This window comes from Sphingobium olei (assembly GCF_042678845.1).
Taxonomy (GTDB): Bacteria; Pseudomonadota; Alphaproteobacteria; order Sphingomonadales; family Sphingomonadaceae; genus Sphingobium; species Sphingobium olei.
Map to the genome: position 1 here is coordinate 23393 of NZ_JBHTLS010000124.1, position 13954 is coordinate 37346.

The following is a 13954-nucleotide window of genomic DNA, read 5'->3' on the forward strand; positions in this document are numbered from 1 at the left end:
CAAGCAACGCCACGCAGGCGTGCGCAAAAGGGGGAAGACACGAATGTCGATTGTTCCGAAGGTCGCGCTTGCTTTGTCCATTTCGGTCGCGGGCCTGTCCGCGCCCCTGACTCCCGCAGCCGCCGCCCAGGAGCAACGGCAGAGCTACGATTTACCCGCCCAACCGCTTGCCCGGTCGCTCCGCGAAGTTTCGATGCGGTCGGGGCGCAATATCGCCGCTCCCGCGGAACTGCTTCGGGGCAGGACGGCACCGGCAATCCAAGGAGACTATACGCTCGGCGAAGTCGTCGAAGCGCTGCTCGCAGGTTCGGGGCTGACCGCACGCCGGGTAGGCGACGGACTGCTGATCGAGCGCGTCCGGTCCAGCGACAGCGATCCAGGGGATCAAGGGGCACCCTCGGGCGAGATCGTCGTCACCGGAACCCGCATCCGCGGGTCCGGCCCGGTGGGCTCGACCGTGACTGTCGTCGATCGGCAGGCGATTGAGCGCAGCGGCTATGCCACGACGCAGGACATCGCCCAGACCATCCCGCAGAATTTCGGGGGTTCTCCCAACGAGGGCAACGGCGCCGGGTCGTTCAATTCGGACTCAGGGTTCAACACCGCGGCCGGTTCGAGCATCAACCTGCGCGGGCTCGGCACCGGATCGACGCTGGTCCTGCTGAACGGCGATCGGCCGCCGCTCGGCGGCTTCTCCGGCGTGTTCAGCGATGTCTCTATGATTCCGGCGTCCGCGATCGAACGGATCGAGATCGTCGCCGATGGGGCTTCCGCCATCTACGGATCGGACGCGGTTGCAGGCGTCGTCAACATCATCCCGCGGCTCAACTTCACCGGGGCCGAAACCAAGTTCCGGATCGGCACCGCCGACGGCGATTCCCAAGACATCGTCGCGAGCCAGCTCCTCGGCACCCGCTGGTCGGGCGGGCAGGCGATGATCGCCTACGAATATTACCATCGGACGCGCTTGGCTGCGGCGGACCGGGCCTATGCCACCGACGATCTGCGAAACTATGGCGGCACCGACAATCGCACCCGCTACGCGAACCCAGGAACCATCATCGCCGCGAACGGCCGTACCTTCGCGATCCCGCGCGGACAGGATGGTCGCAGTCTGAAGCCGGGCGATCTGGTGGCGGGCACGTTCAACCTCGGCAACGACTGGACCGATGCCGACCTGCTCCCGGACCAGCGTCGGCACTCGGTCTTCGCCGCCGCCACCCAGAAGCTCGCGCCGAACGTCCGGCTCTATGCCCGCGGGCTCTATTCGTCGCGCAGCTTCACCCAGCGCGAGCGGCCGATCAGCAATGCCGCCCGCACCGTGCCGGTGACCAATCCCTTCTATGTCGACCCCATCGATACCCGACAGCCGGTGCGTGTCCAGTACAGCTTCGTGCGCGATCTCGGTCCGGAGACGACCAGCGGCCGGGTCGAAGCCTATGGCGGCAGCCTCGGACTCGATGCCGACCTCGGCCGCTGGAACATCGACCTGCACGGCACTTGGGGGCGTCAGACCGAGCGCACCACAATCTCCAACCGGGTGAACACCGCCCGGCTCAATGCCGCACTGGCCGACACCGATCCTGCGACGGCCTACAACCTGTTCGGCGACGGCCCCTCCACCAATCCCGCGACGATCGCCAAGGTCCGCGGTTCCACCCGCTCGGGCAACAGCGGCACGGTGTGGTCGGCGGCGCTGCGGGCGGATGGGCCGCTCGCCACGCTTCCGGGCGGAGACATCCGGCTGGCGGTCGGCGGGGAATATCGCGAGGAACGATACAACGATAGCACGACGATCAGCGACGTCAGCACGCTGACGCCCGTGACGCTCGCGCCGATCGCCTTGCCCGGGCCGCGCCGGGTCCGCGCGCTCTACGGCGAAGTGCACGTACCGGTGTTTGGCGAGGATTTCACGCTGCCGGGCTTTCGGCGGCTCGATCTCTCGGCGGCGGTGCGGGCCGAGCGCTATAGCGACTTCGGGTCCACCACCAACCCGAAATTCGGTATCGCATGGGAGCCCTTTTCGGGCCTGACCGTGCGCGGCACTTGGGGCAAGTCGTTCCGTGCGCCCAACTTCAACAACCTGCGGCAGGACCCGGCCAATTCGCTTTTCTTCGCCTATACCTTGCCCGATCCGGCTTCTCCGACCGGCCAGACCAACGTGCTGGTGCTGCGCGGCAACGATCCCGACCTGCGTCCCGAGCGGGCAACGAGCTGGACCGTCGGCGCGGACGTGCGGCCGCCGTCGATCCCCAACCTCCAGCTCAGCCTGACCTACTACAACATCCACTATCGCGACCGCATCGCCTCGCCGGCGGCGAACCTGCTCAACTTCCTGGTCAACCGCGCGACCTATGCCGGCATCATCGATGCCAATCCCTCGCTCGCGACGATCCAGGGCTACTTCGCCTCTCCGGTCTTCCAGAACCCCTTCAACCTGACGCCCAGCCAGATTTCGCTGCTGATCGACGCCCGGCTGCAGAATCTCTCGACCGTGAAGCAAAGCGGGCTGGATCTCGATCTGGGCTACGGTTTCGACCTCCTCGGCGGGAAGGCCGATGTCGGCCTGACGGGTGCCTACATCTTCCATATCGACCAGGCGCTCACCGCCACCGCGCCTTCGACCGATGTCGTGGACCGGCTCGGCAACCCGGTCGACCTGCGCCTGCGTGGCCGCGCCGGCTGGTCCGACGACCGCCTCAGCATCTTCGTGTTCGGCAATTATCTCGACGGCTACACCAACCTCACCAACGCCACGCCGCAGAAGGTCCATTCGTGGACGACGTTCGACCTGCAGATCGGCTATCGCTTCGGCAAAGCCGGAACCGACCATGATCTCAACATCGCGCTGAGCGCCACCAACCTGTTCGACCGCGATCCGCCCAAGGCGGCCTATTTTCTCGGCCCCTTCTCGGTCGGGTTCGATCCGGACAACGCCAGCCCGCTCGGCCGGGTCGTCTCGCTCACGGTCACCAAGAAATGGTGAGACCCGTGCTGCGCTATGGCCTCGCGGCGGCATGGCTAATGGTTCCATCGGCCGCCATGGCCGAGAGCTGCCGCACGTGGCTGATATCGGCGGAGCCTGCGGTGGCGCGCGATGTCAGCCCGCGCGATCTTGTCGAACTGCGCGATTTCGGGCGATCCGATACCGCACTGTCGGGGCCGTCGCCGTTCAGCCTGTCGCCCGACGGCACCGAGCTCGCGATCGCTCTGCGCCGGGCCGATCCCGATACCGATCGCTATTGCATCGGGATCGTCGTCGTGCCGCTCGACGGCGCCAGGCCGCCGCGGCTGATCGACGTCGGCGGCGAATTCATCCTCGCGCGCGGCGACAGCCACGGCGTTCCCGACCTGCCGGTGGGCACCGAACAGCCGGTGACGCCGCTATGGTCGCCCGGCGGTCGCTGGCTCGTCTATCTCAGGCGTGACCGGGGTGTGACCCAGGCTTGGCGTGCGCGGAGCGACGGAAGCTTCGCGGGACCGGTGACGCATGACGCCGAGGACGTGCGCGCCGTCCGCTGGTCCGAGGACGGCAAGGCGCTGATCGTCACCACCCGGCCGATGGCGACCGCGAACGCCGCAATCGAGCGCGAAGGGCGTAGCGGCTTCCTCTATGACGAACGCTTCTGGACCTTGTCCAAGGACCGGCCGCGCCCGAGGCTGCCGCTGCTGAAGACGGACCGGCTGGTCGACCCGGAGACGGGCGGCACGATCGCAGACACCGATGCGCCGGACAGGGACTTGGCCGATCGGCCCGCCAACGCACGGCTCTTCGCCCAATCGGAGAGCGGCGCCCGCGCCTGGACCTCGCCGACCGATCCAGGACGCGTCCTCGGTGCTATCAGCCTTAAGGTCGAGACCGGAGGCCAGACCCGCACCTGCACGATGGAAGCCTGCGCGGACGCGGTCGGGGCGCTATGGTGGCGCGATCCGGGCGAGCTGCTCTTCATGCAGGGCGGCACGCCCGAGAACGGCGGCACGACCACGCTCTATCGCTGGCGCGTCGACAGCGAGGCGGCGCCGGTGCCGCTTCTCGCCACCACCGATGCCCTGATCGGCTGCCAGCTGCTCGCGCGGCGACTGATCTGCGCGCGCGAAACGCCGACCCGCCCACGAGTGATCGTCAGCGTCGATCCGGACAGCGGCCGCGCGACCACGATCTACGATCCCAATCCCGCCTTCGCACGGCTGCGCACCGGCCACGTCCAGCGGTTGCGATGGACGGACGCGCAAGGCGTTGCCGGCTATGGCGATCTCGTCCTTCCGCCCGGGCATCGCCCCGGCGACCGGCACCCGCTCGTCATCGTCCAGTACCAGAGCCGCGGCTTCCTGCGCGGCGGGACCGGCGACGAATATCCGATCCATGCTCTGGCCAGCCGCGGCTTCGCGGTGCTGAGCTTCAACCGCGTTCGGCCCTATGCCAGCGATTCCGGCGCGCGCGACCTCGCCAGCTTCATCCGGATCGGCATGACCGGCTTCGCCGAGCGCCGGCGCATGCTGTCGGCGATCGAGACCGGCATCGACCGGAGCATCGCATTGGGCGTGGTCGATCCCGCCCGGATCGGCATCTCGGGCCTCAGCGACGGTGCGGCCAGCGTCCAGTTCGCACTCATCAATTCGACCCGGTTCCGCACAGCGGCGATGAGCTCTTGCTGTGACGATTCGAGCAGCGTGCACTTCGCCGCCGGCCTCGGCTATCTCAACGACACCACCGCCTGGGGCTATCCCGAGCCGGGCGCCGACGATCCGGCGTTCTGGCGGCGCTACTCGCTCGCCGCCAATGCCGATCGCATCGACGTGCCGATCCTTCTCCAGCTTCCTGACGACGAGTTCCGCCTCGGCCTCGAAACCTATGTCACGTTCGACCGGCGTCATGCGCCGATCGAGATGTACGTCTTTCCCGACGAGTATCATGTGAAATGGCACCCGGCGCACCGCCTCGCGATCTACGATCGGGCGATCGACTGGTTCGACTTCTGGCTCAACGGACGCGAGGATCCAGCGCCGGCGAAGCGCGAGCAATATAGCCGCTGGCGTGCCCTCGCAGCCCGGTCGCGGGCTACTCCGACCAGTTCCGCAGCCACGCCTCCGCATCGACCAGCGCCAGCAGGCGCATCACCAGCTCGCCCGACGGTGCCGGGTTCCTGATCGCGGCCTCGACCGCAGCCCGGTCGAGAATGCCCTGGCCGGCCAGTCCGCCTTCGAGCAGCAACTCGCCGACAAGCCCGCGGTTGCGATCGAACAGGCGCGCGCAGAAGCCGTCGAAGGCGCCCTTCGAGCGGCGCTCGATGACGCATGTCGGCAGGCGATCGGCGAAGGCGCGGCGCGCGAGCGCACGGTTCTCGCCGCCCTCGCACCAGCGCCAGCTCGGCACCGCGAGGCAGAATTCGACGATCGGCTGCGACAGGAGCGGGAACAGGACCGGCGCGAACGAGGCCCGGCCGTGACCCTCAAGGTGATTGGAGAGCGTGGCGATCGCCCGCACATGCGCGGCCTTGCCCGGCATCGAGCCGTTGCCGCACGCCTCCGCGCTGTGCGGGACGGCTGCCAATCCGCGAGCCTCCGGCGCAAGCAGCCTGATATCGTTCCGATCTGTCCCGACCTGACGGCGCGCCACCATCCGGCGGACGAACCGTGTCACCGCTTCCCATGAGGTGGCGTGGCTGACCCGCGCGATGTCATCGAGCGTGCGGATCACCGCGAAGCGGGGGCCTTCACTCCACAGCCTGTCGATGGCCGGCGCGATCGACTGGCGATAGCCGAACAGATCGTCGCCCCCGCCGCCGCTGGCGAACGCGTCCGCACCGATGGCGCCGGCATGCGCGCGACTCAGCGCATCGGCCGCCTGTGTGAACGCGCGGGCATTGGGACGCGGCAGGTCGCACGCATGCGACCGGGTGAGGTCGACGTCCTCTACTTGCGGATGGGTGATCTCCAGTGGAAGTCCGAGCTCATCGGCGATCGCCTGCGCGTAACCGAGCTCGGTCGGATCGCCCGGTCCGGCGGCGAAGGTGATGAGCTGCGGCGCCTCCGCGCGGCGCACCAGGGCCGCGGCGACGACGGCGGAATCGAGCCCGCCCGAGATTTCAATGAGCGGCCGCCGGTAGACGCCGGCCCAGGCCGCCATGCAACGGTCGATCGTCTCGGCGAGCGCCTCGGCGGACAAGTCCTGCCCGGGTGCAGGCCGCGCGAAGTCCCAGGCGTCCCACACCCGACGACGCACCAAGCCTCGGGGGCCGACGGAGACCACCGTTCCGGGCAGCACTTCCTCGACTCCCGCAAGCGCCGTCTGCTCGCCCCGCCAGTCATGGCTCACCAGCGAAGCGGCCACGATGCGCCAGTCGATCGATGGTGTGAGCAAGCCGTGCGCGAACAGGAGCCGCGGCGCATCGGTGACCAACCAGACCGATCCGGACCGCGCCATATAGCAGGGCGCCATGCCCGAAGGATCGCGGAGCAGCTCGATGCCATCCGCCGCCGGCCGGACCGCGACATAGGCGCCCCAATGGCGCCGCACGAACGCGGTGCCGTCATCGTCCGGAGGCCGGGAGGCGGTGTCCGACGCGGGATCGGCCGAGCGCGTGAAAAGGTGGCCGAGAAGGATGCCGTCCCCGAGAGGGCGGACCGTCACCGCGTCGCTCGCGAGCAGCGTGAGCCCGGCACCGGTGCGCTCGCGCCGGAGCGCCCCGCTGCGCGTCAAGGCGACCGCCACCGCTTCGACCTTGTCGGTATCGCCGCCTGTGCCGACGAGGAGGCACCAGCTACCCATCAGCCGAGATGAAGGATCGGCGCATAGCGCCCGATCGTGTCGGGCGGATCGCCGAGCAGCGCGTGTCGCGTCTGGACCCAGCAGTGCGCGCCGAACGGATAGGCCGTAACCCCGAACACCAGTTGCACCGCATCGAGGTCCTCTCCGAGCCAGTCGACCAGCGCCAGCGAGTCGAGCAGGCAGACGCGTCGCACGGGGGCGAGATGCCGCACGGCGTGGTAGACGGCGGCTTTGACGGCCGTCGCCTGGCGATTGGCGGCCCTGCGCGCTGGACGCTCAAGCGCCGACCGGCGATGTTCGAGATTGGTGCGAAGCGGCATTTTGCGGAGCATGCGCCTGGCCCGGATGACGGCCGCGGCGACGCCGAGCGCCTCGCCCAGGCCGGGTCGCACGCGCGGAAGCATTGTTCCAGGAACATCGCAGGGGATGGCGAGCGAGACCGGGTGCGCCGGACGCCGGTCTTCATCCTCGAAGCCCAGCCGTGCCGCGAGGGCCTTGAGGCACGCCTCCGGCATCGGTCCGGCCGGCCCGCCGAGCCATTCGATGAAGGTCGCATTCAGCGGCGGCGGCAGCATGAGATAGCGGTCATGCGCGATATCGAGGAACACCGCTCTTCCGGCAGAGACCGCGACGGTCACGTCCGCGTTGAGGCGCCAGTAGGTGGCCATAGCCGGACGTACCGGCGCCCGGGCGGACGCCGGCATCGCTCGCATCAATCGTCAGACAGGCCGGTCTGCGGGATTTCCCGCACGAAGTCGGGCATCTGGCCCTCGCCACCGAGAGTCTCCTCGCTCGCCACGCCGAGTTCGATCACGTCATCTTCGTAGGTCATAACGCCATTCCTTCCACTGCGGATGCGCGGCACGACGCCGACGCCCGGGCGGACGCCGGCGCCTGTCATGTCACTCGTCGGAGAGACCGGTCTCCGGAATCTCGCGGACGAGATCCGGCAGCTTGCCGTCGCCGCCGAGCGTCTCTTCGCTGGCGACACCGAGATCGATCACATCGTGTTCGTAGGCCATGATGCCACTCTCCTTCTCGCTGCGGACGTGCAGCGTCGCGCAGGATAGGAAGGGCCACGGGCGATCCGAATTGAATACGGTTTTGATTCTTCGATTATTCGGCCGGAGGATCTTCCATCCGATAGAGTCGGCGCAGGATGGCCGCGGCCGACCGGATACGACGCCGATGGTAGCGCGCCAGCAGCGGCCGGAGCCTGGCGCTGTCGCGGCGCCCAGCCGCCCCTGCGATCTCGTCGAGCTCCGTATCGATCTCGCCCAGCACCGTGGACTCCGCCACGCGCGCCGCATGGAGCCGGTCATTCATTCGCGCGATCGCCCGAGCATGCTCGACGTTCGGCGACCAGCGCGCGATGTCGGTGAACAGCGTCGCTGTGCGGACGGCCTGGTTGCCTGACTCCCCGACAAGCGGCATCCCCGTGGCTCGCGTTCCCGGCTTGCGAAGCACCACACCGAGTATCTCGGCATTCCAGGCATAGCGGTCCTTGAGTGCGGGCTCGTCGATCAGCGGCATATGGAAGCCTTCGCCGGTGCCGGTCTCGACCAGGTCTTCGCCGACGAGCATGTTGAGGCCGGCCCGTACCGGCGTCACGCTGCTGCCGAGCCGGTCGGCGAGCACGGCCGGATCGAGCCGTGCGCCCGGCCGAAACGCACCGCGCAGAACGTATGCCTTCACGGCCTCATAGATGCGCTCGGCGGTCGGGCCGGCCGCGTTCATGTCGCCTGGCTCGCAAGATAGGCATCGACCATCGCAGTCTGGTCAGGCCGCAGCGCGTCGATCGCGGCCAGGGGGGCGTCCGCGCGCCCGTCGAGCAGCACCGACGGGCATTGCCCTTCATAGTTGCCGAGATTGGGGCGATGCTGGCGATACCCGACGAGCGCGGCGAGGTCCGGCGGGAAGCCGCGCGCGATCTCGGGCGGATAGGCGAGCCATTGGTTCTCGTAGGGCTTGAGCCAGCCGAGCGAATAGCCGACGACGATGCCGCGACGCACCTCCTCCGTGCGGTTCGCGCCCGCGCCGTGCAGGGTGGAGCCGAGGAACAGGAGAGCGTCTCCGGGCGCCATCTCGGCCGCGACCGGCGCGGTCCGAGGCTCCGGGATGAGCGCGTTCGCGCCGTGGCTGTCCGGCCAGACCATCGTCGCCCCGTTGGCGGCGGTGAAGCGGGTCAGCGGCCAGATCACGTTGACCAGATACTCGGCCTCGCCGGCGGGTGCCCGCCACATATCCTGGTCGCGGTGCGGCATCTGCGCGGGCGCGCCGGGATGGACGGCGATCGCCTGGGCGACGTTGAGCTGGATTCGGTCGCACCAGCGCGAGAGCAGCGTCTGGACGGTGGCGAGGATTGCCGCGTGCCGGACCAACGCGGCGGCGTGCTGCGAACGGATCAGGAGCCGTCCGAACCGCTTGGTCGTGGTGCCGTAGAAGGCGCCCTCGCAGAACGGCGTGCGCGCGAAATCCTCGGCCAGGTCCTGGTCCAGCGCAGCGATCGTCGCGGGCGGAAGCGCGCCACCGACGATGCAATAGCCGCGCTCCTTGAGTTCGGTCGCGTGGCCCTCAAGGAGGGGCATCATGGTCTCGGTCATCGCGCCTCTCCCTTCAGGCGGCCACGCGCAAGGCGGCACGGATGTCGATCGACGGCACGATGCCGGCCGCGGCGAGCTTTGCCGGCGTATCGGCGTCGATCTCGATCCCGAGCGCGACGAGCATTGTGCCGTCGATCACCTGCGGCAGGCCGAGCGGCCGGCAGCGCCAGCCGAAGGCGAGAATCTGCTGGAACCACGGCATTTCGGCGATCGCGGTATAAGCGGTGATTCCATGGGCGAGCGCGTGCTCGGCGAGCGCCGTCACCAGCGTATCGCGCGCCGCCCGACGCTCGCGCGCCGAAAGGCCGCGATCGAGACAGAAGCGGGTGATCTCGAAGACGTCGGGGGCCTGCGGCGGCGCCGCCTCGCACAGCTCGCCATAGAAGCTGTCGAGGATGTGCGGGCGCGTGGTGGGCAGCAGCCGCGCCGAGGCGAGATGGCTTCCCTCGCCGTCGGCGAGCACCAGATAGGTCGCGTGAGTGTCGTCGAACTGGTCGACCTCATAGGTGCCGTCGATCACCGGCACATCCCATTTGAGCAGATCGACGAACACGGATTTGCGCGCGGCGAACATCGCGCGGAGCACGCCGTCCGGGATCGGGCGCGCGGCCGTTTGCATGACGTGAAGCATGTCTGGGCTCCCTTGGCTGTCGGTCTGCCAAGGGTCTGCCCGGACGGCGGCGCCCGCTATTCCCGGAAAGGGTAATATCAGCGGCGGAAGATATCGGTGAAAGTGAGCGTTCCGTCGAACAGCGCCCGGATCGCCAGCAATGCTCGCTTGCTTACCCCGTATCGTGCGCAGGCCATCTTGATATGGCGCGCGACCGTCTCCTCGGTCACGCTCAGGATGCGGCCGATCTCCCAGTCGGTCTTGCCGCGCGCCGCCCACAGGAGGCAGTCGCGCTGGCGGTCCGTGAGCGCCGGCGGCGGCGGTTTGGAGAGATGCCCGCGATCGGACCAGAGCCGGCGCGCGCCCTCGAACGCGAAGGCGCCGGCAAGCTGCGCCATCGGCAGCAGGTCGACGACGATCGGCCGGCCCGCCTCGCTCGCGAACGAACAGGACCCGCGCGCCTCACCAGGGACATGGGCCGGGACGGTGAAACCCTCGCCGATGCCTTCTTCGCGGCCCATCGCCAGCACGCGCCGGTCATCGGCGGTGAGTGGAATCATCTCGGACATGCGCGACCAGCAGAAGCCGACACTCGTCACGTGGCTCGCGCGGTGCACCGGATCGGATACGCCGAGCGCGTTGCGGTCGTAATAGTCGGCCCATCGGTCCGGATAATTGTGGAGCCGGATCGCCGTGCCCTCTGCGGCGAGCACATCGACATGATGGGTCAGCGCGAAATATTGGAAGCCGAGCTCGTCGGTCACCGCCTGCATCGCAGCGGTCAGATCGTCGACGGTCCTCACTTCCTCGACGATGCGGATGAACTGCATCGCCATCATGTGCATGCCCATCGGGCAGCAACACGGCCCCGGGCGGCGTCTCAAGCCACCGCATATCCCGAGACCGCCCTTTCCCTTGTACTCGGGCCGGAAGACGGGGCCTCACGCCGTCCTCCGGCGACTCTTGCGGTTGCAAGCCATTATCATGAAGAGTTCACACGAAGAAGATGTCTTGAACAAGCAAAATGGCGGAGGCGGCGGCAAGTCCCGCGCCGTCGCCGGTCGCCGCCCGCGAGTCGCCGGAACGGCACGGCAGAGTTGCCCGCACGCGCATGACGGGGAATACGCAAGACGACGGCCCCGGATGGTGGCGCGACGGCCGGCGCTATTCTGGCCTTCGCGGCATAGATCGGGCCGGGCTCATGTGGGAATGGCTGCGCCGCGATCCCGGCTACATAGCCTGGTATGCGCGGGCGAGCGACGCAACGCGCGGCCACGCCCAGACGGGGATCGAACCGATCCAGTGGGGGCTTCACTTTCGCCGAGGATCCGGACCGCGCAGCGCCCGAGGCCCGGATCATCTGGCATGCCGATCTCGACCCCGGCACGCTGCGCGTCATCGCCGTGCCGTCCGATCCGGCGGACCCCGACAGCATCCGCACCGACCGTCTCGCGCCGTGGCTCGCGCTCGCGACCGATAGCGACGGCCGCGAGCATGCCGTGCTTTCGGACGGATGGCACCGCATCCGCGTCGATGTCGAGGAAGGCAGCATCGCCCGTGAGGAAGCCGTACTGCTCCAGTATCGCCTGCTCGGCGTCACCTCGGCCGAACGGAAGATCCTGCCGCTGAGGCGCTTCCTCGAGCTTTGCCGCCGCGGCCGCTTCGCGCGATCACTCTTCCCCCGTGACCCGCGGGTCGATCGCTGGCTGACGGTGCTGCGCGTCCACGACGCGCTCGCCGCAGGCGCCAGCCAGCGCGAGATCGGCGCCGCCTTGTTCGGCGAGGACCGTATCGTGCTCGACTGGAACGACGGCCGCGATTCGCTGCGCTCGCGCATCCGCCGCCTGGTGCGCGATGCGCGGGCCATGGCCCAGGGCGGCTATCGGCACCTTCTCACCCGGGGCCCGGAAGCTGTCCCGAAACCGCTTACCGAAACCGGCAGCGGCCTGGATAAATCGGAATGAGGCGTTGATTGGCTACTTGGGGAGCGATGGGCGTTTTGGGGTCCAGAGTGCGTCATTCAAGCGACTATGTCGGTCGTCATCGGCCACGTGTGTCCCAGGCCGGCGGTACAAGGAAGCCGTTGCGACGCCATTCCTCGACAATCGAAGCCTCAAACCAGTCATCGGCGAGATGGGCATGGTCGAGCACGATCAATTGCAGGCCATCGATTTCCTGACAGGCGCGATGCATCAGCTCAAACAGGGCCTGCACTGCGTGACGGTCCTTGTCGTCAAGCGGATCGAGACTGCCCTCCTGATCCCGTTCGGCAGGGTAGTGAGCCTGGCTCGGCTGATCGAAGATCAGCATCGCTGGAACCGGCCGGTTGCGCTTCCTGAACCACCAGTGCAGTGCGAGGTAGGTGAGCACATGATAGCCGACCCAGTTCTCGCCACTTCCCATCCGGTTGAGCGGTATCGGTCCATCGAGTGTGTCTGCGACCACCGTCAGCTTCTTGATGTCTAATCGAAGCTCGCTGCCGCTATGCTCGAGATCGAGGGACTCGGCAAAGGCCGACATCTGCTTGCTGATGAGGTTGAGATAAGTATCGAGCCGCTGGGCAACATCGTCAGCGTTGACGGCCGCCTCGAGCGTCTCGACCTTGCGCTTCGCTGTTTCGATCATCGGCTTCAGATCGGGCTCGCTCTCGCTCGGGCGGACCGCTTCCAAAAACGCACCGATGCGTCCGATGACACGTGCTTGGTCGACCAGCAGGTCCTGCTGCGCCTTAGCCCGAGCGTCATCAGCGATCAGCCGTGACAGCGAATTCTGCGCTTCGACCAGCTCACGCTCAAGCTTTCCCTTTCGCTGCTCCAGGCTTTCGATGTGACGTTGAAGGTGCGGCTGCTCGACCTCGACCGCTGCGAGTTGATCGCTCACCAGGCGCAGGGCATCGGCGACTTGTGCGGCGCCCGGTGTTGGCACATCGAGCGCCGTGTCGCACAGCGGACATTGATGACCGTCGGCATCGAACTTGAATAGGCCGATCGAGCTAAGGCGAGCCCGCTGTTCGTTGCCCTCGCGCGAATAGGCACTTTGTTCGGACAGCATGAGCCGCGACGCCCGAAGTTCGTCGTTCACCCGTTCGAGACCGCTTCTGAGCGTCGCCTGTTCGCCCCGCAGCCGATTAATGGAATCCCCGAAGTCGGGCAACGCCGCCGTGGTGGCAAGATCGGTGCGCACGGCGCGATCAAGTACTTCCAGCGCGATATCAATCTCAACCGGCTCATACTCAGGGACGATCAAGCCGACACGCTTGCCATCCGTCACCAGCCTGCGGATGCGGGCGATGTCGACGTTGCGCGCCTCATTTTGCCGCTGGGCACGCTGCTCGAGTTCGCGCAAGGTTTCGCGCGCTAGATCGAGCTCGTGCTGCCGCAGGAAATGCTGTTCATCGACCGCGCCCACGAAATAGGGCAGAGTATCCTTGATCGCCTGCGGGATGAACTGGTCGCCCTGTCGATGGAAGAGCCGGTCGCGGTTATCGATTTCATCCTGCTTCTGGAAGCATAGGAACAAGGCGTGCCGGATCGTTGCCTGCAACGGCAGTCGCGTCCCGCTCTGCGGCCTGTTTTCATTCTCCGAGATGCCGACGAAACGCGACAACAGGGAAATAAGCTCGGGTTCGACCATGTTTCGCGCGAGCTCGTCGAACGCCGGCGCCGCGTCGAACGTACCGCGGCGGACATAGATCTCGCCGCCGGTATCCGTGCCAGGGCCCGGATTCTTGCGGGCAACGAACAGCTCGTCGTCGCCATTCAGCAAGCGCACCGCGAACCATGAAACGCTACGCCTGATCACGCCTTCGGCCACGTTGCAGCTGCTCCGGCCAAGGCAATAGTCGATGATGTCGATGATCGCTGACTTACCGGTCTTGGAATCGCCGGTGATGACGTTGAGGCAACCGCTCTTGAAAGTGAGCTCGCGCTGCTCGCCTGAATGCGAATAGAGCACGATCGCCCCGATGCTCAT

Annotated in this window: 13 protein-coding genes; 4 read left to right on the plus strand and 9 right to left on the minus strand. The window is 67.4% G+C overall.

Features of this window, described 5'->3' with window-relative positions; genetic code table 11:
• Window positions 1–43: 43 nt before the first annotated feature.
• Together ACFQ24_RS11015 and ACFQ24_RS11020 are read left to right on the plus strand one after the other, a co-directional pair.
• The gene (locus tag ACFQ24_RS11015) at window positions 44–2986 is read left to right on the plus strand and encodes a TonB-dependent receptor (protein WP_096341741.1); all 2943 of its coding nucleotides are present in this window, start codon (window positions 44–46) and stop codon (window positions 2984–2986) included.
• The gene (locus tag ACFQ24_RS11020; RefSeq protein WP_096341742.1) at window positions 2980–5148 is read left to right on the plus strand and encodes an Atxe2 family lasso peptide isopeptidase; all 2169 of its coding nucleotides are present in this window, start codon (window positions 2980–2982) and stop codon (window positions 5146–5148) included. The genes ACFQ24_RS11015 and ACFQ24_RS11020 overlap by 7 nt, the downstream gene beginning before the upstream one ends.
• On the opposite strand, the gene ACFQ24_RS11025 is transcribed toward ACFQ24_RS11020, so the two are convergent.
• The 8 genes from ACFQ24_RS11025 to ACFQ24_RS11060 all read right to left on the minus strand — a co-directional run bounded on the left by ACFQ24_RS11025 (window position 5060) and on the right by ACFQ24_RS11060 (window position 10821).
• Entirely contained in the window at window positions 5060–6769 is a 1710-nt protein-coding gene (locus ACFQ24_RS11025) for an asparagine synthase-related protein (RefSeq protein WP_096341743.1), read from the minus strand. The genes ACFQ24_RS11020 and ACFQ24_RS11025 overlap by 89 nt on opposite strands.
• The gene (locus ACFQ24_RS11030; RefSeq protein WP_176484540.1) at window positions 6769–7473 is read right to left on the minus strand and encodes a lasso peptide biosynthesis B2 protein; all 705 of its coding nucleotides are present in this window, start codon (window positions 7471–7473) and stop codon (window positions 6769–6771) included. Before ACFQ24_RS11030 ends, ACFQ24_RS11025 begins: the two co-directional genes overlap by 1 nt.
• Before the next feature lie 8 nt (window positions 7474–7481).
• Window positions 7482–7601, minus strand: coding sequence for a benenodin family lasso peptide (locus tag ACFQ24_RS11035; RefSeq protein WP_176484541.1), 120 nt, complete (start codon window positions 7599–7601; stop codon window positions 7482–7484).
• 70 nt (window positions 7602–7671) lie between these two features.
• Window positions 7672–7791 (minus strand): benenodin family lasso peptide, encoded by a 120-nt coding sequence (locus ACFQ24_RS11040; RefSeq protein WP_141395767.1) that lies wholly within the window; start codon window positions 7789–7791, stop codon window positions 7672–7674.
• A gap of 94 nt (window positions 7792–7885) precedes the next feature.
• Window positions 7886–8506 (minus strand): GntR family transcriptional regulator, encoded by a 621-nt coding sequence (locus ACFQ24_RS11045; protein WP_096341746.1) that lies wholly within the window; start codon window positions 8504–8506, stop codon window positions 7886–7888.
• Complete coding sequence (locus ACFQ24_RS11050) at window positions 8503–9372, minus strand: phytanoyl-CoA dioxygenase family protein (RefSeq protein ID WP_096341747.1); 870 nt, start codon at window positions 9370–9372, stop codon at window positions 8503–8505. Before ACFQ24_RS11050 ends, ACFQ24_RS11045 begins: the two co-directional genes overlap by 4 nt.
• A 13-nt stretch (window positions 9373–9385) precedes the next feature.
• On the minus strand, window positions 9386–10003 hold the full coding sequence (locus ACFQ24_RS11055) for an acyl-homoserine-lactone synthase (RefSeq protein ID WP_096341748.1): 618 nt from the start codon (window positions 10001–10003) through the stop codon (window positions 9386–9388).
• 77 nt (window positions 10004–10080) lie between these two features.
• A complete protein-coding gene (locus tag ACFQ24_RS11060) occupies window positions 10081–10821 on the minus strand; it encodes a LuxR family transcriptional regulator (protein ID WP_380911201.1) in 741 nt (246 codons plus the stop codon).
• A gap of 362 nt (window positions 10822–11183) precedes the next feature.
• Between ACFQ24_RS11060 and ACFQ24_RS11065 the strand changes: the two genes are divergently transcribed.
• Together ACFQ24_RS11065 and ACFQ24_RS11070 are read left to right on the plus strand one after the other, a co-directional pair.
• Window positions 11184–11462 carry a transcriptional regulator domain-containing protein gene (locus tag ACFQ24_RS11065; protein WP_380911236.1) on the plus strand — a complete coding sequence of 93 codons (279 nt, stop codon included), beginning with the start codon at window positions 11184–11186 and terminating at the stop codon, window positions 11460–11462.
• A gap of 19 nt (window positions 11463–11481) precedes the next feature.
• Entirely contained in the window at window positions 11482–11946 is a 465-nt protein-coding gene (locus ACFQ24_RS11070) for a DNA -binding domain-containing protein (RefSeq protein ID WP_380911238.1), read from the plus strand.
• Between the two features lie 76 nt (window positions 11947–12022).
• Here ACFQ24_RS11070 and ACFQ24_RS11075 read toward each other — a convergent pair whose 3' ends face one another.
• Complete coding sequence (locus ACFQ24_RS11075; RefSeq protein ID WP_096341750.1) at window positions 12023–13954, minus strand: DUF3732 domain-containing protein; 1932 nt, start codon at window positions 13952–13954, stop codon at window positions 12023–12025.

Coding starts and splice junctions, on each gene's coding strand:
- ACFQ24_RS11055 (WP_096341748.1), bottom strand. CDS start 10,003: ATGCTTCACGTCATGCAAACGGCCGCGCGCCCGATCCCGGACGGCGTG.
- ACFQ24_RS11065 (WP_380911236.1), top strand. CDS start 11,184: ATGTGGGAATGGCTGCGCCGCGATCCCGGCTACATAGCCTGGTATGCG.
- ACFQ24_RS11015 (WP_096341741.1), top strand. CDS start 44: ATGTCGATTGTTCCGAAGGTCGCGCTTGCTTTGTCCATTTCGGTCGCG.
- ACFQ24_RS11060 (WP_380911201.1), bottom strand. CDS start 10,821: ATGATGGCGATGCAGTTCATCCGCATCGTCGAGGAAGTGAGGACCGTC.
- ACFQ24_RS11075 (WP_096341750.1), bottom strand. CDS start 13,954: ATGAGCATCGGGGCGATCGTGCTCTATTCGCATTCAGGCGAGCAGCGC.
- ACFQ24_RS11020 (WP_096341742.1), top strand. CDS start 2,980: ATGGTGAGACCCGTGCTGCGCTATGGCCTCGCGGCGGCATGGCTAATG.
- ACFQ24_RS11035 (WP_176484541.1), bottom strand. CDS start 7,601: ATGACCTACGAAGATGACGTGATCGAACTCGGCGTGGCGAGCGAGGAG.
- ACFQ24_RS11050 (WP_096341747.1), bottom strand. CDS start 9,372: ATGACCGAGACCATGATGCCCCTCCTTGAGGGCCACGCGACCGAACTC.
- ACFQ24_RS11030 (WP_176484540.1), bottom strand. CDS start 7,473: ATGCCGGCGTCCGCCCGGGCGCCGGTACGTCCGGCTATGGCCACCTAC.
- ACFQ24_RS11040 (WP_141395767.1), bottom strand. CDS start 7,791: ATGGCCTACGAACACGATGTGATCGATCTCGGTGTCGCCAGCGAAGAG.
- ACFQ24_RS11045 (WP_096341746.1), bottom strand. CDS start 8,506: ATGAACGCGGCCGGCCCGACCGCCGAGCGCATCTATGAGGCCGTGAAG.
- ACFQ24_RS11025 (WP_096341743.1), bottom strand. CDS start 6,769: ATGGGTAGCTGGTGCCTCCTCGTCGGCACAGGCGGCGATACCGACAAG.